General features: G+C 56.3%; 24 protein-coding genes. 21 read left to right on the top strand and 3 right to left on the bottom strand.

The window, feature by feature from the left end:
• The first annotated feature begins 4 nt into the window (after nt 1-4).
• The 10 genes from MY052_RS14045 to catA are packed head-to-tail and all read left to right on the top strand — an operon-like array spanning nt 5 to nt 8,258.
• Nucleotides 5-559 carry a nuclear transport factor 2 family protein gene (locus MY052_RS14045; protein ID WP_248537232.1) on the top strand — a complete coding sequence of 185 codons (555 nt, stop codon included), beginning with the start codon at nt 5-7 and terminating at the stop codon, nt 557-559.
• Nucleotides 549-1,859 carry an aromatic ring-hydroxylating oxygenase subunit alpha gene (locus tag MY052_RS14040; protein WP_248537231.1) on the top strand — a complete coding sequence of 437 codons (1,311 nt, stop codon included), beginning with the start codon at nt 549-551 and terminating at the stop codon, nt 1,857-1,859. The genes MY052_RS14045 and MY052_RS14040 overlap by 11 nt, the downstream gene beginning before the upstream one ends.
• Nucleotides 1,860-2,342: an aromatic-ring-hydroxylating dioxygenase subunit beta gene (locus MY052_RS14035; protein WP_035893528.1), complete on the top strand. Its 483-nt coding sequence runs from the start codon at nt 1,860-1,862 to the stop codon at nt 2,340-2,342.
• Nucleotides 2,343-2,352: 10 nt separating this feature from the next.
• Nucleotides 2,353-3,093: an SDR family NAD(P)-dependent oxidoreductase gene (locus MY052_RS14030; protein WP_035893530.1), complete on the top strand. Its 741-nt coding sequence runs from the start codon at nt 2,353-2,355 to the stop codon at nt 3,091-3,093.
• Between the two features lie 10 nt (nt 3,094-3,103).
• The gene (locus MY052_RS14025) at nt 3,104-4,036 is read left to right on the top strand and encodes a PDR/VanB family oxidoreductase (RefSeq protein WP_202215922.1); all 933 of its coding nucleotides are present in this window, start codon (nt 3,104-3,106) and stop codon (nt 4,034-4,036) included.
• Nucleotides 4,037-4,046: 10 nt separating this feature from the next.
• The gene (locus MY052_RS14020) at nt 4,047-4,541 is read left to right on the top strand and encodes a flavin reductase (RefSeq protein ID WP_248537230.1); all 495 of its coding nucleotides are present in this window, start codon (nt 4,047-4,049) and stop codon (nt 4,539-4,541) included.
• Between the two features lie 21 nt (nt 4,542-4,562).
• A complete protein-coding gene (locus MY052_RS14015; RefSeq protein ID WP_248537229.1) occupies nt 4,563-5,906 on the top strand; it encodes an MFS transporter in 1,344 nt (447 codons plus the stop codon).
• A complete protein-coding gene (locus tag MY052_RS14010) occupies nt 5,893-7,005 on the top strand; it encodes a muconate/chloromuconate family cycloisomerase (protein ID WP_248537228.1) in 1,113 nt (370 codons plus the stop codon). The genes MY052_RS14015 and MY052_RS14010 overlap by 14 nt, the downstream gene beginning before the upstream one ends.
• A 12-nt stretch (nt 7,006-7,017) precedes the next feature.
• On the top strand, nt 7,018-7,296 hold the full coding sequence (catC, locus tag MY052_RS14005; protein ID WP_035893537.1) for a muconolactone Delta-isomerase: 279 nt from the start codon (nt 7,018-7,020) through the stop codon (nt 7,294-7,296).
• 35 nt (nt 7,297-7,331) lie between these two features.
• On the top strand, nt 7,332-8,258 hold the full coding sequence (gene catA, locus MY052_RS14000) for a catechol 1,2-dioxygenase (RefSeq protein ID WP_248537227.1): 927 nt from the start codon (nt 7,332-7,334) through the stop codon (nt 8,256-8,258).
• Nucleotides 8,259-8,380: 122 nt separating this feature from the next.
• Here the strand turns inward: catA and proX are convergent, their stop codons facing one another.
• A complete protein-coding gene (proX, locus tag MY052_RS13995) occupies nt 8,381-9,376 on the bottom strand; it encodes a glycine betaine/L-proline ABC transporter substrate-binding protein ProX (RefSeq protein WP_035893541.1) in 996 nt (331 codons plus the stop codon).
• Nucleotides 9,377-9,901: 525 nt separating this feature from the next.
• On the opposite strand from proX, the gene MY052_RS13990 reads away from it, so the two are divergent.
• The gene (locus tag MY052_RS13990; RefSeq protein ID WP_248537226.1) at nt 9,902-10,078 is read left to right on the top strand and encodes a hypothetical protein; all 177 of its coding nucleotides are present in this window, start codon (nt 9,902-9,904) and stop codon (nt 10,076-10,078) included.
• On the opposite strand, the gene MY052_RS13985 is transcribed toward MY052_RS13990, so the two are convergent.
• Nucleotides 10,065-10,346: a hypothetical protein gene (locus tag MY052_RS13985; protein WP_248537225.1), complete on the bottom strand. Its 282-nt coding sequence runs from the start codon at nt 10,344-10,346 to the stop codon at nt 10,065-10,067. The two genes, MY052_RS13990 and MY052_RS13985, sit on opposite strands and share 14 nt — an antisense overlap.
• Nucleotides 10,347-10,704: 358 nt before the next feature.
• On the opposite strand from MY052_RS13985, the gene MY052_RS13980 reads away from it, so the two are divergent.
• The 10 genes from MY052_RS13980 to MY052_RS13935 are packed head-to-tail and all read left to right on the top strand — an operon-like array spanning nt 10,705 to nt 20,276.
• A complete protein-coding gene (locus MY052_RS13980; protein WP_035893543.1) occupies nt 10,705-11,277 on the top strand; it encodes a fimbrial protein in 573 nt (190 codons plus the stop codon).
• Between the two features lie 53 nt (nt 11,278-11,330).
• Nucleotides 11,331-11,876 (top strand): fimbrial protein, encoded by a 546-nt coding sequence (locus MY052_RS13975; RefSeq protein WP_202215915.1) that lies wholly within the window; start codon nt 11,331-11,333, stop codon nt 11,874-11,876.
• 41 nt (nt 11,877-11,917) lie between these two features.
• On the top strand, nt 11,918-12,634 hold the full coding sequence (locus MY052_RS13970; protein ID WP_248537224.1) for a fimbria/pilus periplasmic chaperone: 717 nt from the start codon (nt 11,918-11,920) through the stop codon (nt 12,632-12,634).
• Nucleotides 12,635-12,658: 24 nt separating this feature from the next.
• A complete protein-coding gene (locus tag MY052_RS13965; RefSeq protein ID WP_248537223.1) occupies nt 12,659-15,289 on the top strand; it encodes a fimbrial biogenesis usher protein in 2,631 nt (876 codons plus the stop codon).
• A gap of 16 nt (nt 15,290-15,305) precedes the next feature.
• Nucleotides 15,306-16,319, top strand: coding sequence for a fimbrial protein (locus tag MY052_RS13960; protein WP_248537222.1), 1,014 nt, complete (start codon nt 15,306-15,308; stop codon nt 16,317-16,319).
• 9 nt (nt 16,320-16,328) lie between these two features.
• Nucleotides 16,329-16,865, top strand: coding sequence for a fimbrial protein (locus tag MY052_RS13955; RefSeq protein ID WP_248537221.1), 537 nt, complete (start codon nt 16,329-16,331; stop codon nt 16,863-16,865).
• 7 nt (nt 16,866-16,872) lie between these two features.
• Nucleotides 16,873-17,388 (top strand): fimbrial protein, encoded by a 516-nt coding sequence (locus MY052_RS13950; protein ID WP_115074712.1) that lies wholly within the window; start codon nt 16,873-16,875, stop codon nt 17,386-17,388.
• Nucleotides 17,388-17,897 carry a fimbrial protein gene (locus tag MY052_RS13945; protein ID WP_248537220.1) on the top strand — a complete coding sequence of 170 codons (510 nt, stop codon included), beginning with the start codon at nt 17,388-17,390 and terminating at the stop codon, nt 17,895-17,897. The genes MY052_RS13950 and MY052_RS13945 overlap by 1 nt, the downstream gene beginning before the upstream one ends.
• A gap of 14 nt (nt 17,898-17,911) precedes the next feature.
• The gene (locus tag MY052_RS13940; RefSeq protein ID WP_248537219.1) at nt 17,912-18,583 is read left to right on the top strand and encodes a fimbrial biogenesis chaperone; all 672 of its coding nucleotides are present in this window, start codon (nt 17,912-17,914) and stop codon (nt 18,581-18,583) included.
• Between the two features lie 4 nt (nt 18,584-18,587).
• Nucleotides 18,588-20,276, top strand: a complete 1,689-nt coding sequence (locus MY052_RS13935) for a PglL family O-oligosaccharyltransferase (protein WP_248537218.1) — start codon at nt 18,588-18,590, stop codon at nt 20,274-20,276.
• A gap of 2 nt (nt 20,277-20,278) precedes the next feature.
• On the opposite strand, the gene MY052_RS13930 is transcribed toward MY052_RS13935, so the two are convergent.
• The gene (locus tag MY052_RS13930) at nt 20,279-20,965 is read right to left on the bottom strand and encodes a helix-turn-helix domain-containing protein (RefSeq protein ID WP_035893557.1); all 687 of its coding nucleotides are present in this window, start codon (nt 20,963-20,965) and stop codon (nt 20,279-20,281) included.
• Nucleotides 20,966-21,040: the final 75 nt, after the last annotated feature.

Raw genomic sequence — 21,040 nt, 5'->3', positions numbered from 1 at the left:
GCCGATGATGACCTCTCAGGATGCGCTGCGCCTCCAGCAGCTCGAAGACCAGCAGGCCGCGCGGGTGTGTATCAGCCACTACATGCACCTGTGCGACCGGCTGGATTCACTCGACACGGTACAGGCCATTGGCGCGCTGTTCTCTGTCGATGCCTGCTGGCAAGGCGTGGGCGAACCCTACGCCACGCGGCTGGGGCGTCATCAGGGACGCGCGGCGATTATCGCGATGATGGCGGGCTACGTCCGCCATCCCGCGCACTTTGCCATGAACGCGCACTTTCTCTGCTCAGAGGCGCTGACGAATGCAGCAGGCGGAGAGGTACAGGGCCGCTGGCTGATGCTGCAAACGTCGGCCTTCAGCGCGGGCGGCGCGCACCTCAACGCCGCCGAATTAAACGTCACCTTCCGGCGCGAAGCGGGGGAGATGGTGATGCACCATTTCACCACCCGCAACCTGTTTAGCCGACCCGTAAGCCACTGGCATGCCGAGGATACGCTCCCGGTGCCGGACCAAAATCAGACCGTCGAAGACGTGCAGGAGAATGGACATGCAGTGTGACCACCTGATTAATGTGAAGAATATCGATACCACGATGCCGAACGTGCCGAGCCGCGAAGCGCTTGCCTCGTTGGTACAGCACGACCGTGTACACACCTCGCTGTACACCTCTGAAGAACTGTTCAATCTGGAGCTGGATCGCGTGTTCGGTAAAACCTGGGTTTGGGTGGCACACGCCAGCGAAATTCCGGAGACCGGCAGCTTCAAAACGACTGAAATTGGCACCCAGCCGGTGATTGTGGTGCGTGGCCGTAAAGGCGACGTCCACACGCTGCTTAACCGCTGCCGTCACCGCGCGGCCACCGTCTGCGAACACCGCAGCGGCAAAACCAACAGCTTTGTCTGCCCGTACCACGGCTGGGGCTACGCGCTGGACGGCAGCCTGCGCGGCGTGCCGCAGCCGGAAAGCTATGCCGACCAGTTAGAAAAGGGCGAGCTGGGGCTGGTGTCCCTGCGCACCGAACAGTACGCGGGCATGATTTTCGCCACCTTTAACGACCACATTGAACCGCTGGAAGATTTCCTCGGCGCGGCGAAAAAGTGGATGGATCTGTTTATGAAGCAGGGCGCGGGCTACCCGATCAAAACCGGCCCGGCACACCGTTTCCGCTTCCCCGGCAACTGGAAAATCCAGCTCGAAAACACCACCGACGGCTACCACTTCCCGGTGGTGCACCGTTCGTTTTTAAGCTCGGTCGATAAGCAGACCGAAGAGATGCTCAACTTCGTCGACGGCAGCGGTTACGTCGAAGATCTCGGCAACGGCCATAGCGTGATGGTGATGATCCCGGAGCTGGTGGATCTGGAAGCCAATCTTGATGCGCCAATCCCTGAACGCTTTACAGAACTGGCCGACGCCCTGCGCGCCGATCACGACGAAGATCGGGTACGCCGTATTGTGCGTGCGGTCGGCGGCTCCGGCTTCAACCTCAATATTTTCCCGAACATTGCCTGCTCGATGGCTTTCTTCCGCGTCCTGCAGCCGGTGTCGGTAAATGAAACCGAAATTCACCATGCGGTGATCACCATGGACGGTGGCCCGGAAATCGCTAACCAGGCGCGTCTACGTCTGCACGAACACTTCCAGGGGCCGATGGGCTTCGGTACGCCGGACGACTCGGAAGCATGGGAGCGCGTACAGCGCGGAGCCACCGCCGGTGACGACCTGTGGATCATGCTCAACCGTGGCCTGGCGGGGGAATACCGCACCGACGACGGCCGGCGTAGCGACGTTAGCGCTGAAACCGGCATGCGTGCGGCCTACCAGCAGTGGAAAAAACTGATGACGGAGATGGAATAAATGACGACCGCTGAATCTGTACTGTTTAACGCCATCGCGGTTATCAACCTCGAGGGCGACCTGCTGGATCAGGGCGAGTTCGATGCGTGGCTGGATCTCTGGCAGCACGACGGCCTGTACGTAGTGCCGATCGACCCGACCGAAACCGACTTTAAAAACACGCTCAACTACGCCTGTGACGATCACGAAATGCGCGCTAAGCGCGTGAAGCGTCTCTACAGCGGCGAGTCCATTTCCACCACGCCGCGCGCCAGAACGCTGCGCACGCTGTCGCGCTTCCGTCTGCTGGAGGCCAGCGAAAACGAAGTGGTGGTGCGCGGCGCACAGTCGCTGTGGGAGCACCGTAAAGGCCACAGCCGCCACTACGCCGCCGACATTACCTGGCGTCTGCGCCCGCAGGAAAGCGGCTGGCGTATCACGCAGAAGGTGATTCGCCTGGTCAACAGCGACGATGTGCTGCACAGCATCGGCTACATCCTGTAAGGAACCGTTTATGACGCAAACCGTATTAGTCACCGGAGCGGCTTCCGGTCTCGGCAACGTGATTGCCGCTCATCTGCTGGCCGAGGGCTTTCAGGTGGTGCTGACCGATGTTGACGCCGCCCGCGCCGAAGCGGCTGCCGCAAACCTGGATAACGGCGAAGGCAAAGTCCTGGCGCTGGGGCTGGATATCCGCCAGCCGGAAGCTTTTGACCGCGCGCTGACGGCGACCATCGAACGCTTCGGCAGCCTACAGGTGCTGGTGAATAACGCCGCGCTGACGCTCGCCACCCCGGTAATGGACATTACCGCCGAAGAGTTTGACCAGGTGATTTCCACCAACCTGCGCGGCACCTTTGTTGGCTGCCAGACGATGGGGCGCTACTTCGCCCGTCGCGGCTACGGTCGCATCATCAACCTGGCGTCGCTCGCCGGGCAGAACGGCGGCACCGCCTCCGGGGCGCACTATGCGGCGTCAAAAGGCGGCATTCTGACGTTGACCAAAGTCTTTGCCCGCGAGCTGGCGAAATCCGGCGTGACGGTCAACGCAATTGCGCCGGGGCCGATGGACCTGCCGACGGTGCATGCGCTGGTGCCGGAAGAGAAGATGCCCGGCCTGTTACAGATGATCCCGGTAGGTGAGCTTGGCGACGCGGCGTTTGTTGCCCAGGCCGTGGCCCTGCTGGCTTCCCAAACATCGTCGTTTGTCACCGGGGCCACCTGGGACATTAACGGCGGGCTGTTTATGCGTTAAGGGGCCATCGATGCTGACATTACAGGTTATTCGTCGTGAGCTTCAGGGCGAGGTGGTGCTGCTGACGCTGGCTAAAGCCGACGGTACGGCGCTGCCCGCGTTTACCGCCGGGGCGCATATCGACTTGCATCTGGGCGAGGATCTGGTGCGCCCGTACTCGCTGTGCGGCGATCCGTGCGAACTCAATCACTACCAGCTTGGCGTGCTGAAAGATAGCCAGTCCAAAGGCGGCTCACTTGCCGTTCACGGGCTACAGGAAGGCGATGAGATTCAGGTCAGCGAGCCGCGCAACCTGTTTGCGCTGGATGAAAAGGCGAGCTTCAGCCTGCTTATCGGCGGCGGTATCGGTATTACGCCGATGCTGGCGATGGCGGCGGAGCTGATGGCGGCCGGGCGTGCTTTCAGTCTGCATTATTGTGCGCGAAGCCGCGCACAGGCGGCGTTTGTCGCCCAGTTGACGGCGTCGGCCTACGCCCCGCAGGTGCATCTGCACTTCAGCGATGAACAGCGCATTAATCTTGATGCGGTGCTGTGCGACGTGCCTGCTGGCACCCATGTCTACGTCTGCGGTCCGACACGGCTGATGGATGCGGTCAGCGAGCAGGCCACTGCCCAGGGCTATGCGCCGGAACAGATCCACCAGGAGTGCTTTAGCGCCGAGGTGGAAACCGGTGGTCAGCCGTTTGAAGTGGTGGCAGTCGCCAGCGGTATCACCGTGCAGGTAGCGGCAAACCAGACCATCGTTGAAGCACTGGCGTTAGCGGGGCTCAAGGTCTGCGTCTCCTGTAAACAGGGGATCTGCGGCAGTTGCCTGACCGACGTGCTGGAAGGTGAGCCGGATCATCGTGACCACTATCTGACCGACGAAGAGAAGGCCGATGGCGATCAGATCCTGCTGTGTTGCTCCCGGGCGAAAAGCGCCCGTCTGATAATCGATCTTTGAGGATCTCCCTATGACTCTGCAAACCGAGTTTCGTAACGCCATGGCGCAGTTGGGCAGCGCGGTATCGGTGATCACCACCGATGGCCCCGCAGGTAAATTTGGCTTCACCGCCTCCGCCGTGTGCAGCGTGACCGACCAGCCGCCGACGCTGCTGGTGTGCATGAACCGCAACTCTTTTGCCCACGCGCATTTCAAGCAAAACGGCGCGCTGTGCGTCAACGTGCTGTCGAGCGACCACCAGGCGCTGTCGGGCATTTTTGCCAACGCCAGCCTGCGCTCCGAAGAGCGTTTCTGCCACGACAGCTGGCAGGTGATGGCCAGCGGCGCGCCGGTGCTGAGCTCTGCGGTGGCGAGCTTCGATTGTGTGATTGATGACTGCCACGAAGTGGGCAGCCATTCAGTCTTTTACTGCCGGGTGCAGGCGATTCGCGTCAGCGAGCAGCCGCGCGGGCTGGTCTATTTCAACCGCCGCTACCACACGGTTGGCTGCGACGTGGAAGTCTGATAACGAAAAGGGGAATGCCGGATGAGCAATGTCGTTTCTGAAACTGCCGTCACATCAACGACCGTCCGCCAGGACGCGCAGCAAATGCGCAAGCTGGTTGTCGCGTCGGTACTGGGTAATGCGCTGGAATGGTATGACTTCTTTCTCTACGGCACCGCCGCCGCGCTGGTCTTTGGCCCGCTGTTCTTCCCGGTGGGCGGCGACCCGTTGCAGGGCACGCTGCTGGCGTTTTCCGGCTTCGCGGTCGGTTTTCTGGCGCGCCCGCTCGGCGGCATCCTGTTCGGCCATATCGGCGACCGCTATAGCCGCAAGATGACGCTGATAATGACCCTGACGCTGATGGGGGCGACGACCTTTGTTATTGGCCTGCTGCCGACCTACGCGCAGATAGGCATCTGGGCGCCGCTGTCGCTCATCATCCTGCGCTTTTTACAAGGCGTGGCTTCCGGCGGCGAGTGGGGCGGCGGCGTGCTGATGCTGAGTGAAAACGCACCGGCCTCGCGCCGTGGCTTCTACACCGCGTGGAGCCAGATGGGTGTCTCCGGCGGCTTTGTGCTCTCGGCCTTCGCCTTTTACCTCGTCCAGCAGTTACCGGAGAGCGATTTCCTGAGCTGGGGCTGGCGCGTGCCGTTCTTGCTGAGCATCGTCATCTTCCTGGTCGGCGTTTATATCCGCAAAAACATTCGCGAGAGCAAAGCCTTTACACAGGCAAAGCCGGAAGACAAACACGAAAAGATCCCGCTGCTGGTACTGGTACGCGAACACCCGAAAGCGCTGTTACAGGCCATTGCCCTGCGCCTGCCGGAAAACGGGGCGTCCTACATTTTCTTCACCTTCTCGGTGGTTTACGCCAAACACATTGGTATCGGCACCGGGGAGATCATCAGCGCGGTGACGCTGGCGATGCTGATTGAATTCTTCTCGATCCTCTTCTGGGGCGCGCTGTCGGACAAGATTGGCCTGAAACCCGTTTACTACATCGGCGTGATTGGCCTGTTGGTCATGGCGTTCCCCTTCTTTTGGCTACTCTCCACCGGCAGCTACGGCGTGGTGATGCTGGCGATGTTCCTCGGCCTGCCGGTGTGCCACGGCGCGATGATTGGCACTCAGCCGTGCATCATGAGCGATCTCTTCCCGGTGCGGGTGCGTTACTCCGGACTGGCGCTGGGCCACGAAGTGGGGTCCATCTTCTCTGGCGGCCTCGGCCCGATGCTGGCGGTGGCGCTGCTGATGGCCTTCGATGCCTCGTGGCCGGTCTCTTTATTGTTGATGGCCTACGCGCTGCTGGCATGGATTGCCCTGAGAAGCCTGCCTTCAACCCCTTTACCACACAACAATGCAGGAGCAACGGATGTTAACGATTGAATCACTGACCTGCTGGCTGGTGGATATTCCCACCATTCGCCCGCACAAGCTGTCGATGGCCACCATGGGCTGCCAGACCCTGACCATCGTGCGCATGCAGTGCGCCGAGGGCGTGGTTGGCTGGGGTGAAGCCACCACCATCGGCGGGCTGAGCTACGGGGCAGAAAGCCCGGAAGCCATCCGCTCGGCTATTGAAACCTACCTGTCGCCGCTGCTGTGCGGCCAGACCTTCAGCGGCGTAGCGGCGCTGGCCGAGAAAATGAACGCCAGCGTCAAGGGCAACACCTTTGCTAAATCGGCGCTGGAAACCGCGTTTCTGGATGCCCAGGGCAAACTGCTGGGGCTGCCGGTGAGCGCGCTGCTCGGCGGGGCGATAACCGACCGCCTGCCGGTGCTGTGGACGTTGGCGAGCGGCGACACCGATAAAGATATTGAAGAAGGGAAACGGCTGCTGGCGGAAGGGCGACACGACACCTTCAAACTGAAAATTGGTGCCCGGGATCTCAAAACCGATATCCGCCACGCGCTGGCGATTAAAGCGGCGCTCGGTGAAGAGGTCAGCGTTCGCGTTGACGTTAACCAGGCGTGGGACTTTACCACCGCGGTGAAAGGCATGAGTCAGCTACAGGATGGTGGTATCGACCTCGTCGAACAGCCAACCCCGCTTTGGGATAGAGAGGGGTTGATTACCCTGAGCCAGCGTTTTGACGTTCCGATTCTCGCCGATGAGGCGGTGGCAACCAGCCACGACGGTTTTGCTCTGGCGCACGGCGGTTTTAGCGGTGCCTATGCGCTGAAGATTGCTAAAGCGGGCGGCCCGGCGCAGGCGCTGAAGCTGGCGCACGTCGCACAGGCGGCGGGCGTGGCGCTGTACGGCGGCACCATGCTGGAAGGCTCGCTCGGCACGGTAGCTTCGCTGCACGCCTGGTCCACCGTAAAGATGCAATGGGGCACCGAGATGTTCGGCCCGCTGCTGCTGAAAGACGACATCGTGGTCACGCCGCTCGACTTCCGCCAGGGGCTGGTTTCGCTGCCGCAGGGGCCGGGGTTGGGCGTAGAGATTGACTTCGACAAACTGCGTTATTACGCGCGCCACTAAAAGGACATCCCGATGCTGTTCAAAGTTGAAATGACCGTCAATATCCCGTCGTCGTTGCCCAAAGCCGAGGCCGATGCGATCAAGGCCCGTGAGAAAGCCTACGCCCAGCAGCTTCAGCACGAAGGGAAATGGCTGCACATCTGGCGCGTCGCCGGGCTGTACGCCAACGTCAGCATCTTTGACGTGGCCGATAACCAGGAACTCCACGACCTCTTAACCGCGCTGCCGCTGTATCCGTATATGGACATCAGCGTGCAGCCGTTATGCCGACACCCGTCGGCCATTGATTAAAACAACAACCCTTACCCTACGAAGAGGAATACGCAATGTCCGTTAATCCCGCAAAACAGACCGAACTGGAATCCTTACTGGCCATTAGCAGCGGCCTGAACGCCGAGCAGGGCAACGAGCGCTTTAAGGTTATCATGCATCAGTTGCTGAGCGACCTGTGCCAGACCATCCGCAAATTTGATATCACCGACGAAGAGTTCTGGCTGGCGGTGAACTACCTGAACGAACTGGGCGAGCGCAAAGAAGCGGCGCTGCTGGCAGCAGGGCTGGGGCTGGAGCACTATCTGGATATGCGCGCCGATGAAAAAGAGGCCGCCGCCGGTAATGACGTTGGCACGCCGCGCACCATCGAAGGGCCGCTGTACGTGGCGGGCGCACCGCTCAGCAAGCAGTTTGCGCGTATGGATGACGGCAGCGAGCAGGGCGAGCCGATGTGGCTGCACGGGCAGGTGACCGACCTTGAGGGAAAACCGGTGGCAGGCGCAATTGTCGATATCTGGCACGCGAACACGCTGGGCGGCTACTCGTTCTTTGACCAGTCGCAGAGCGAATATCATCTGCGTCGTCGCGTGGAAACCGGCGCTGATGGGCGCTACGCGGTACAAAGCATCGTGCCTTGCGGCTACGGCTGCCCGCCGGATGGCCCAACGCAGAAGCTGCTCAACCAGTTAGGCCGTCACGGTAATCGCCCGGCGCACATTCATTTCTTCGTGTCGGCACCGGGCTATAAGCACCTGACCACGCAGATTAACCTCAACGGCGATGCCTACCTGTGGGACGATTTTGCCTTTGCCACCCGCGAAGAGCTGATTGCCGATCCGGTGAAAATCACCGACGTTGCGCTTTCTCAGGAGCGCAACATCAACCAGCCGCATACCGAAGTGAGCTTTAGCTTTGCGCTGGTGGAATCGGCTGAAACCAGCGAAGAGAGCCGCATTAAGCGTGCGCGTGTGAAGGAGTGATTTGAGGCGCGGTGCCGCCCCGGCGGCGCTGCGCTTGCCCGGGCGACAATGGTGCAAAACTCACCATCCGACGTAGCCCGGGCGAGGCGTTTACGCCGACCCCGGGTTTCCCACAACGCAGCTTACTTCGCCGCCAGCGCCTCTTTTATCCAACCATCAAATGTTTCCTGGTGGGCCTTAATCCAGCCGTCGACGTGGCTTTGAATATCTTCCGGCGTTGATTTCCCGGTATGCATCAGCTGGTTCTGGGCGTTCACGTCCGCCAGCGGCAGTTTCGCCACCGCAAACAGCTTCGCCGCCGCCGGGTTTTTTGCCGCCCATTCTTTATTGGCGACGATGTACTCGTTGTTCACGGCAAAACCGTAGTTCTTGCCGTTTGGTAGTTCGGTATTCAAATCCTTAAGCGTGCCCGGATTCGCCGAGAACGGCACGGTCAGCCACACCACATCCTTCCCCGGTTTAAGCTCATCGCTGACCCAATACGGCGTCCAGGTCCAGTAAAGCACCGGCTTTCCGGCCTTATAACGGGAGAGGGTATCGGCGATAATCGCCGCATAGTTGCCCTGGTTTTGCGTCACCGTTTTATCAAGACCGTAAGCCTTAATCTGGGTATCAATCACTGAGCCGCACACCCAGCCGGGGTTACAGCCTGCTAAATCCGCTTTGCCGTCACCGTTGGCGTCAAATAGCTGCGCGAGCTTAGGGTCTTTCAACTGTGAAATATCGGTAATGTGATATTTGTCGGCGGTTTTTTTATCGATCAAATAACCCTGTGCTGCGCCGCTAATATAGGTGCCCTGACGGTAGAATTTCTTATCGCCGCCGCTGGCGTGATACATATCCTGCTGCAGCGGCATCCAGTTGACCGCCATATACGTGGCGTCACCGGAAGCAATTGAGGTATAGGCAACGTTGTATTCTACCTCTTCGATAGGCGCGACATCGTAGCCAAGCTGCTTCAGCGCCCGGTTGATAATTTCGGTTTGAAACGTCTCTTCCGGTAGAGGACTTTGTACTGGATGCACCGTAATGCCTTTGCCGGGGAGGTCTGCGGCATAGAGGGTAGAAGAGGTAAGTAGTGCGGCAAGCGTAAGGGCGCTTTTTGTTGTAGTTTGCATAATAAGACCTTGTTATTTTCGCGTGTTAAGCCAGAAACGACAGGTTATTCCCGCTTGGATAAAAGGTGGAAATAAAGAAAGGTGTGCGAATATTCCCTCAGATAATTAACAATAATAACCTTACCCTAACATATCGTGACGGGTTGGCAATCCGGAATACCTACAGAATGGCCGTTTTATCGTCTTTTTATGGTGAGGTTATTCTTAAAGTTAATATGATACAGCTCGCAAAATTACGGATAAAACCGATAAATACGACAAATAACGGATACCGATAAAAATGGCGAGAACTATAGTTATCAGGATGACTTTTTCATTGCGAAACAGGCATTAAAAGGAGGCAGGGCGATAATTCCGCGTTGCCGATATTGCTCACAGGATGTGGGGTCTAAAATGAATACAGCACGCGTAGTTTGTCTGGCCTTGGCCGCTTTAACGTTATCGACAATGGCTCAGGCTCAGGACCGAGCCACATCGGGAAGAATTCACTTTATCGGAAGCATTGTTGAGGGTGCTTGCAGTGCAGTGCCGCAGAGACAAGCCCTACAGGTCACCTGCTACCGAAACGGTGAAAAACAGACGCACCGGATGGTGGTTCCGACATCCGGTGATTCGCGCTTTATGCAGTCGCTTGGCTCCGTCAGTGAGAGAACGTTACCCGGTCATCCTGAACTTCGCGAAGTCACCATTAGCTATTTTTAAGTTTTCGATAAAAAACGGCCTTTCTCCTGCCCAGCGTGAAGGCCGTTTCCCCATTTTCCCTGTACATCCCCTCATTCGTCAGGCGGTAATACCCGACTAAACGAGTAAGAAAACGACGAGTAAAAAAGCCTTTTCCTATGAATGTCCTACAGACATTTTTATAAATAAAAAGTGCATTTTTATTTACTGTTATTTTGTACCCAGGAGATTTATTTTGGGGGTATAAAAAATAAATATTATCTACCGCTGGAACGCTATTCCATTTCATTGCATCAATACCACCAAGGTGGTAATGACACGTAAATTTAACAATTTTTGTTTTGTTATTATCATTTAAAACAGATAGTTATGCCACATGCTTCGAATGAAGTACCAACGAAAAAAAAAGTAACTGTCCACTATCGGATAAAAACGGCGTTGTAAAACATTAATCGTATTGTGGATAATCTGCGCCGTCGGATGAGGATTATCTGATGACAGAATATTATTTGTAGCGATTGCTGCGAGAAAAATTATCCAACTCAATAATTACTTTGCGGACTATTTAATTTATTAAATGGGAACGTTCCCGTATTTTGTCTTAAACATCAGGGAAATATTAATTTTACAACCCAAAGGCAATGAGAATGAAAAATTTTACGGTTAAAGGACTGACGCTGGCATTAATGATGGTAGGGACGTCTGCAATGGCAATGGGCGGTTCTAGCGATGCAACGGGGCCAACGACCGTGACCGGTGGCTCCGTTCACTTTACCGGGTCGGTGGTTAACGCAGCCTGTGCCGTTTCGCAAGACTCCGTCAACAAAACCGTTGATATGGGTCAGGTTCGTCTGGCGGCTTTCGGTGATCAACCGGTGGCGGGCACGGCGGCAAACCAGAAAACCCCGTTCAGCATCACGCTGACCGACTGCGACACCAGTGTATCTACCGAGGCAACGGTGACCTTTAACGGCGCGGCGGCAGAAGGTAGCGCCGGTGTACTGGACAACATGGCCGGTGCGGGCGGGGCGCAGGGGGTTGGCGTGCAGATTTATGACACCGACGGTACGGCGCTGGATCTGGGCAAGGAGTCTAAAGCCGCCACGCTTATCGACGGTGATAACGTCATGAGCTTCTCTGCGGACTACGTCAGCACCTCCAGTACGCTGACCGCCGGTAACGTCGACGCGACGGCGACCTTTAACGTTACCTACCAGTAACTTTTCAGGAATGGCTTAAGCCACGGACGGCAATTTTGTGAAGAGGAGTAGGGATGAAGCTATCGCAACCGGGTCTGGCGCTGTTGCTGAATGCCCTGATACCGCTCGCCTGGGCGGGTAATCACCATGTGGTGACCGTACCCGGCGGCGACGTGCATTTTACCGGCGCGGTGGTGGAAGCCGCCTGTGCGGTGGATACCAATAGCGAAGCCCAGACGGTGGACATGGGGCAGGTGCGATCCAGCCTGTTTAGCGGCACCGGTACCTGGGGAAACCCGCAGCCGTTCACCATCGTGCTAAAGGACTGTGACATCACCATTAGCCAGCAGGTCGGCGTGGCGTTTAACGGTGTGACCGACGAGAACGATCCAACCGTACTGGCGGTGACCAGCGGCGCAGGCAGCGCGGCTCATGTGGGTATCGGCATCTTTGATAGTAGCGGGAGTGTGATTGTCCCTAATACATCGCCGCAGCTTTTTACCACGCTGAAAGATGACACCAACGTGCTGAACTTTGTCGCCAAATATCGGGCTACTGCAGAAAACGTCTCTCCGGGTGAGGCGGATGCACAAACCTGGTTCACGCTGACTTACATGTAATTATTCCGCCGCGGCGGGCGTATTTTATTAAAAGGTAACTCATGTCTATTTTTTCCCGAACCGGCTTATGGGCGACGGCGCTGACGTTAGCCAGCCTGCCGTTATTTTCGCCGCTTGCCCAGGCTGCCGACTACGGCGGTATTGCGCTGGGTGCCACGCGGGTTATTTATCCTCAGGGCAGCGAGCAAATTTCATTGTCGGTTAATAATACCGACGGCCAGGGCGTCTTTTTAATTCAGTCGTGGGTGGAAAACGCCGATAGCAAAAAGAGCAGCGATTTTGTGGTGACGCCGCCGCTGTTTGTGATTAAACCGAAAAAAGAAAATACCCTGCGGGTGATGTATATCGGCCAGGATGCGTCATTGCCCAAAGACCGCGAAAGCCTGTACTGGATGAACGTCAAAGCCATTCCGGCAGCCACGAAGGAATCGCAAAATAAAAATACGCTGCAAATTGCCGTCCTGAACCGCATCAAGCTGTTTGTCCGCCCGAAAGGCTTAAATATGCCGCCTGCCGACGCGCCTGCGAAGCTGCGTTTTCATCAGACCGGTTCACAGCTGACGATAAAAAATCCCACGCCATATTACGTGACGCTCGTCGAGCTTACCGAAGGCAGCGCAACGCTTCCCGCCACGATGGTTCCGCCATTAGGGCAGAGCAGCCTCGTTGTGCCGTCAACGGCGCACGGTGATATCAGCTTCCAGACGGTGAATGATTACGGCGCGAATACGCCTAAACAGCATGCGGTGATGGACTAATCTGTGGGACAGGTCGGCGAAATAATGACACATCGCATTCGTTATGCCACGCGGTCCATTGCGCGAATTTTGCGCAGCCGACAGTATGGCTACACCTTTATTTTGCCGGCGGCGCTAGGCGCTATTCCCTATACGGCGTGTGCGGATAGCTATTTTAACCCCGCGTTTCTTTCCGGTGATAATTCAGCGGTGGCGGACCTGTCGCGTTTTGAAAATAGCAATGGACAGGCCCCGGGGAAATATCGGGTTGATATTTATATCAACCAGCAGTTTATTTCCAGCGAAGATGTCGACTTTAAAGCGGATAAAAAAAGCCAGGACGATACCGGGCTGTCGCCGTGTTTTACCCTTACGCGTCTCGAAGCGATGGGGCTTAACCAGAACGCCTTCCCGGCGCTAAAAACGCTTGCGGCGGACCAGTGCGTGCCATTTGACGCCATTCCGGACGGCAGCACGCGTTTTGATTTTGAACACCAGAAGCTGGATGTCAGCATCCCGCAGGCAGGGATGAAGCAAAGCGCGCGCGGTTATATTCCGCCTGAACAGTGGGATCAGGGAATCAACGCCATGACCCTGAACTATGACTTTTCCGGCAGTAACAGCGGCGGGACCAGCAGCCAGGACAGTTACTACCTGAACCTGCAAAGTGGTCTGAACCTTGGCGCCTGGCGTTTGCGCGACTATTCGACCTGGAACTACAGCCACGGCGAGGGGGATTCGCAGAACGAATGGGAGCATATCAGCACCTACGCCGAGCGAACCATTATTCCTTTAAAAGCCGAGTTGACGCTCGGCGAAAGCTATACGCCATCAGATGTGTTTGACTCGCTCGGCTTTCGCGGCGCGCAGATAGTCTCTGACGACAATATGCTGCCCGACAGCCTGAAAGGCTTTGCGCCGACCGTGCGCGGTATTGCCCGTAGCAACGCCAAAGTGACCATTAAGCAGAACGGTTACGTCATTTACCAGACCTACGTGTCGCCGGGGGCGTTTGCCATTAACGATCTTTATCCCACTTCATCAAGCGGTGATTTACAGGTGACGGTTCAGGAGACAGACGGTAGCGAAAATAGCTACACGGTGCCGTATTCGGCGGTGCCGTTACTCCAGCGTGAAGGGCGCGTGAAATATGCGCTGACCGCCGGGAAATACCGCAGCAGCAACGATCAGCAGGATGAGGTCAACTTTACCCAGGGGACCGTCATCTGGGGGTTGCCAAAGGGCTTCACCGCCTATGGCGGCAGCCAGGTATCGTCTGACTACCGGGCGTTTGCCTTGGGTGTCGGGCTCAATATGGGCGATTTTGGCGCGGTCTCGACGGATATCACACAGGCCAATAGTACGCTGGTGGACGGCAGCCAGCACGAAGGGCAATCCATACGTTTTCTGTACGCTAAGGCGTTGAACTCGCTCGGCACCAACTTCCAACTGCTGGGCTATCGCTATTCGACGCAGGGCTTTTATACCCTTGATGAAACCACCTATCAGCATATGGACGGCTATACCGGTAACGACGGTTTTCAGGATGAAGACCATGACGGCAAGCAGGATAAGCCCGATTGGACCGATTTTTACAATCTCTACTACACCAAAAAAGGCAAGGTACAGATCAACATTTCGCAGTCGGTAGGCGATAACGGGTCGCTTTTTGTCACCGGTTCGGAACAAAGCTACTGGCACACCGACGACACCGACCGGCTTATCCAGGTGGGTTACAACGGTAGCTGGAATGACATTTCCTACGGCTTGAGCTGGAACTATGACCGAACGCCTGGGGAGAGCGAGGCCGACCAGGTTTACGCCTTTAACGTGTCGCTCCCTATTGGCGAATGGCTATCCGGGCGCGGAAACGCCGATGTGTACCACGCGGCAAATACCCTGAATGCGTCGTACAACATGAGTACCGACCGTCACGGTAAAACCTCACAGACGGCGGGCGTCAACGGCACGCTGCTTGCTGAAAACAACCTGAGCTACAACGTGCAGGAGAGCTACGGCAACCATGGCACCGGCGACAGCGGTAACGCCAGCCTTAGCTATCAGGGCACCTACGGCAACCTGAAGGCCGGCTACAACTACAGCGATGGGTATCACCAGCGTAACTACGGTATGAGCGGCGGCGTGGTGGTGCATCGCAACGGCGTCACCCTCAGCCAACCGCTGGGCGATACCAATATTCTGGTGAAAGCGCCGGGTGCCGCGGGTATTGCTCTGGAAAACACCACCGGCATTAAAACCGACTGGCGAGGCTATGCGGTAGTGCCTTACGCCACCACCTATCGGCAGAACCGCGTGGCGTTGGACACGAATTCAATGGGGCAAAACGTCGACATCGATGACGCGGTGGTGAACGTGGTACCCACGCAGGGTGCGATGGTGCGTGCAGAGTTTAATGCTCACATCGGCGCGCGCGTGCTGATGACGCTCAACCACAGCCACAAACCGGTGCCGTTTGGTTCGACGGTCACGGTGAACGATAGCCAGCAGAGCAGCCTGGTGGGGGATGACGGGCAGGTCTATCTCTCCGGTTTACCGCAGTCTGGCACCCTGACGGTGCAGTGGGGGCAGGGTGATGATAAGCGCTGCTCCGTGGCCTGGCAGCTCTCAGCCGAGCAGATGGACACCTTTAACCGACTTGCTGAAACCTGCCATTAACGATGTGGAAACGGTCATGAAAACGATAAAAAATATTCTGTTCTTTTTTCTGTTGATGGGTGCGGCCAGTACGGCATTTGCCAGCTCATCTGACAGCTGTACCAATGCTTCTGGGTCTACGCAAAACGAAAACTTCGACGTCACCACGTCGCTGACGGCGGATACCAACGTGGCGGGGAAAACCACTCAGGTGGTTCGTTCTGGCGATATTAATATGCACGCGATCTGCCCGAAGGTGAGTTCTAACAAGAACAACTATACCTACCGCTCCTACGTTTCGAATTACCCCGTGGTCGAAACCTCTGGCAACTGGAAATACCTGTCACTCAACGATTATCTCGAAGGGGCGCTGCGGGTGACTGACGCGGTTGCGGGGGATATTTACGCACCGGCGAACTACGCCAAAATGGGCCAGGACAGCTGCGTTTCTAAGGGCTGTAATTTCCCCGTCTCGGATTCGGACATCACGTTGCAGATAAAAATCGCCAAGCCTTTTGTTGGCAACGTGACGATTCCCCAGACGCGGCTGTTTAACGTCTATATCAACCGTAACAACACATCGTCGTTCGGCACGCCGGTTTATACCATCTCGTTTAGTGGCTCGATTACCGTACCGCAAAGCTGCGAGGTGAATAGTAATCAGGTTATCACCATCGACTTTGGCACGATCTCCTCCGGCAACTTTAAAACCAAAGGGCAAAAGCCCTCAGGTTTCACCCCGGTAAGCAAACAGGTGCCGGTGAAGTGTTCGGGGGGCGTGAGCGAAATGGCGAGCCTGAGTTTCCGTTTCCAGGGGCAGGCTGACGTCAACGAACCGACGGCGATTGCCAGCGACAACAGCGATATCGCCGTGCAGTTCACCGATATTCTCGGCAACGTGATTACCCCTAACACCGGCACTATCCCGTTCCAGCTTGAAAACTACACCGCGACGGTGCCGTTTACCGTCTTTCCTATCAGCGCTACCGGTAAAAAGCCGCAGCAGGGGGTATTCCATGCTCAGGCCTACATCGTGGTCGACTTTAACTGAGGCACAAGGATGAGCGGAAAACAGAAATACTGGCTGGCGGCAGGATGGGCGTTTTTCATGACAACCTGCCATGCCTCGGATAACGGCGTGGAAATTGATATGAGCGGCACCGTCGTGGCGGCAACCTGTGATGTTGATACTGCGGACACGGCACAAACCATTTTTATCGGCAACTTCAGCAGCAACGCGTTTCATGCGGTGGGGGACGTTTCATCGACGGCTAACCTGGTGATTCGGCTGACTAACTGCAGCAGCGGTATCGCCGGGGCCTCGGTGATGTTCAGCGGTTCGCCGGATAACGACAACAGCAAGCTGCTTGCGTTATCCGACACCACCGGTAAAGGCGGAATGGCCTCCGGCGTCGGCGTGGAGATCCTCGACGGTAATAAAAAAAGTGTGCCCATCAACACCGCAAGCGACAGCCAGACGCTACAGGAAGGTGACGACAACGCGTTGAACTTTTTCCTGCGCTATCAGGCGACGAAGATCCCGGTCACCGCCGGTAACGCCTCGTCGGTGATGTATTTCGATGTGACCTACCAGTGAGTGGACGATGAAAGCCTTTGTCTTTTTTTTGATGAGTACGCTGAGCCTGGCAGCAATGGCCCATGACGGCACGGTCAACATTACCGGGTCAATTTATGCCAGCAGCTGCGACGTGGACAGTAACAGCCAGACTAAAAATATCCGCATCGGTGATTTTGCCGCCAACAGTTTTAGCAGCGTAGGTGACGTACAGGGTAACGCGTTGTTAAGCATTACCCTGAATAACTGCACGGCGGAAATCGCCGGTGGGGCCATTACCTTCAGCGGCGATGCCGACACCGATAACACCACGCTATTGGCGCTGAGCGATACCAGCGGCGGCGGCAATATGGCGAGCGGCGTGGGGGTAGAGGTGCTGGATAAAGATGGCGGGCAGATTCCGCTCAATAGCCAGAGCAAGCCTTTTGCGCTGAGTGAAGGGGATAATACGTTGACCTTTTACCTGCGCTATATGGCGACGAAAATCCCGGTGACCGCCGGTAACGCGTCGTCGGTCATGTACTTTGACCTGAGTTATCAGTAATGAAAGCTAACCTCATGTTTCTCCTGCTGGCCTGTGCTGGCGCGCAGGCTCACGACGGCACCGTTAACGTCAGCGGCACGATTCAGGACAATACCTGCATCGTGGCGCCTTCTTCCCAGGCGCAAACCGTGCCGCTGGGCGACATTTCCGCGAAACAGTTTGCCACTCAGGGTAGCGGCTCGCAGCCGGTGGCCTTTGTCATCGACCTGCAAAAGTGTGGTGCGGCCGCTACGGGCGTGGATTTTACCTTCAGCGGCACGGCGGGTAGCGATGATAAAACCCTGCTGGCTGTCGACAGCGGCAGCGACGCGGCACAGGGGATTGGTATCGAACTGCAAAATGCGGATCACACTCGTCTGCCGCTGAATCAGGCCTCCGCGCGCTATGCGCTGGACCCGACGCTCACCGACAATCAGTTTACTTTTTACGCCCGCTATATTGCGACGGCGAACAGCGTGACCAGCGGTACGGCGAAGGCGACCGCGACGTTTACGCTGACCTGGCAATAGCGAGGGACTCTGTAATGAAAAAGGCCGTTTTTGCGCTGCTGGCTTGCTGCTTTGCGGCCCATGCGGGCGTCACCGTTGACGGTACCCGTTTTATTTTTGATGCCGACAAACCGAGTATTACGTTTACGGTGAATAACACCGCGCAACAACGTTATCTGGTTCTGTCGAAAGTGCTGAATGCCCAGGGCCGGGCCGGTAATGACGTACCGTTTATGACTACTCCGCCCCTGTTTCCACTGCTGCCAGGCCATAGCAATATTGTGCGCATTATGCGCGTCGGCGGTGACCTGCCAGCCGACCGGGAAAGCCTGTTCTGGCTGAGCGTGGCCAGCATTCCAGAAACGCAGGGAAAGCAGCCGCCAAACTCGCTGCAGGTGGCTATTCGTAGCCGGATGAAGCTTTTCTATCGCCCGGCAGGTCTGAAAGGGCGCGAAGAGGAAGCCTATCGCCAGCTGGTCTGGAAAAAGCAGGGGCGTCAGATTCAGATAAATAACCCCACGCCTTATTACGTCACGCTGTTTAATCTGCGGGTGAACGGCAGCGCGGTTGACAATGCCGGGATGGTTGCGCCGTTCGCGACCGCCGCTAAAAGCGAATGTCCGGCGTCGGGTGCCTGCGTGGTGCAGTGGCAAACTATCAATGATTATGGGCGCGTCATGCCCGAACTCACGCAGACCTTGAGGTAAGGCGATGGAAAACCAAAACAGGGACGTTACCCACCCGATTTCCACTATGTTAGTGGTTATGCTGGCCGTGATTTACCTCGTCGTGATGCATCTGGTGATACCCAATATGGGCGGAACTGGCAGCGAACTGCCGACCTCGCTGTGGGTCTGGTTTTGCCTACTGGTTATGCTCGGCTGCGGTTGGTCATCGTTGATTCGCACTACGGTAATTCTGGCACCGGGTACCCGGTGGATAATGTTCGGGGCGCTGTTGATGACCGTACCGATGGCCTGGAGTCCAGGTGCTGATTGGCGGCTTGAGGCACTGCCGCGCTTCGCCGGGCTGTGGGGAGGCGTGCTTCTACTGTTACTGATGACAAACTGCCGCTTTAGCCTTCGTCAGCGGCAGATAGTGCTATATCTGGTGGCGCTAGCCGGGCTGATACAAGCGGTCTACAGCCTGCTGGGGCTGCATCTTCCCGTCATACTTCCGCAGTTTGAACAACAGGTACTGGCGGCGTCACCGGGAAATATCAGCGTGTTTCAGCAGCGAAACGTGGCGGGTTCTTTTCTGGCCTGTGGCGCAGCGGTGTGGCTATACAACATGGGCTCCCCATTTTTTCGCTGTCAGAATCCGCGCCTGGAGGCCTGGCGTATGGCGCTGGCCAGCGCGGCGATTGTGGTGATGTTCTGCGCATTAACCGAGATCCAATCCCGCATTGGTTGGCTTAGCGCGCTTGGCGTGTATGGCGGAATGGCCTGTCTCTATTGGCGTAGAAATCCAGGCTGGCGACGGGTTGCGCTGCTGGGGTTGCCGCTGGTCGGGGTCTATGTCGGCGCGCTGATGATGCCCATCTCCCTTGCCGATGCGCTGGCGCGGCATCAAGGCTCCACGCTGCAGCGGCTGATGATTTTGCACGAAACCGTTCGCATGATTGCACAGCATCCCCTGTCCGGTTGGGGATATGGTAGCTATGTCTGGCACTTTAGCCACTTTATTGCCGACCGCGCGGTGCCGATTGACAACGGCATACGCGTCATCCCGCATCCGCATAATGAAATCCTGTACTGGTGGGTGGAAGGGGGGATTATCGCGCTGCTGGGGCTGGTGATGATGGCGTGGGCAGGCGGGGTGATATTTCTACGGCGAGCCACCCGCTCAAGGCTGTCGCTGCTGTGCTGCTTGCTCCCTTTATTGCTCCATACCCAAGTGGAATACCCGTTTTATCAATCGACCGCGCACTGGCTGACCTTTATTTTATTGCTGAGTTTTGCCAGCTCGGAGCACAACGCTGCGCGTGCACTGACGTTTTCCCGGCTCCCCTGGTTTTCTGCGCTGATATTGGGCGGAGTTTGTCTGTGGGCGTTTGCGGTTTTAGCGGCGCTGCGCCAGCAGGACGTTTTAACCGATTTTGAGCAACAGCCCGACTGCTATTACCGCGAGGTGTTAGCGCTACATGAGACAGGGTTAGGTATCGAGCGGTTAAAGAAAGATCGTGCACAGGCATTGATTGTGGAATATCAACATTCCGGCAACCGGCAGGCGTTATTGGCATTCACCGCCCAGGCGGGAAACTGGCTAAATATCTGGGTTGATGACGACATGTACGATAATCTGATCAATATTAATTTATTTTTGGATAACACGTTTGCCGGCCAAACGTTAAAATCTGAAGCGCAACGGCTATTTAGCGAAGAACGTCGTTTCCAATAATATCAGAACGCGACAGGTAATTTATCCATAGCAATCAGTACGCCTGATTTCATTTCGATATAATTTCCTTTTTTTAACTCAGCAAGAACATCCATGATTCGGCTGCGCGAAATTCTGGTGCGGCGTTGAATAAATGACGAAACCTTGATTTGCAGGCGTATATCCTCAGGGTACAGCCATAATTCCATGAGCAGTGAACGAATTTTACTGTAGGCATCGTTGCCCACCAGTTCGCTGTCACGGGCGCTCATTACCATCACGCGCTGTGCCAGAATTCGGGCAATATCATGCCATAAATTAAATTCATCACACTTCTCAACAAAGAGATCCAGCGGAATAATCCATCCGGTACATTCTGTTTCTGCACGAATATAGTGCTGTGGGCGTGCCTGAACATCGTAATATAGGCTGTAACCGTCGATGAGTCCTACGACGGTAGGCGCGAACACGGTCGCCATATGCAAATCAACCTGTGCGTGACTCACGGAAAAGCATCCGGTGGTCACCAATAGAATAAACGCTGTTTCCCTGTCGTTACTGAGCAACATTTTAGTGCCGGCATTCAAGGTAAATGCTGTGCCGAAAGGTGCCAGTACTTTATGTAAATCCATTATTGCCTTGAGCGGCTTAGTTTGTTGGCTAAACTCGAAGGCGTGCAATGGACGAGGTAAATCATCTGATTGCGACATGCATTATTTCTCTGTGAGTAATATGAAAGGAGTATAGCATGCCGAAATTGGATTATATAGCTGATGTTAATGATT

Origin of the sequence: Kluyvera ascorbata (assembly GCF_023195735.1) — a bacterium.
Taxonomy (GTDB): Bacteria; Pseudomonadota; Gammaproteobacteria; order Enterobacterales; family Enterobacteriaceae; genus Kluyvera; species Kluyvera ascorbata.
This window is presented reverse-complemented; position numbering and strand designations above follow the sequence as displayed.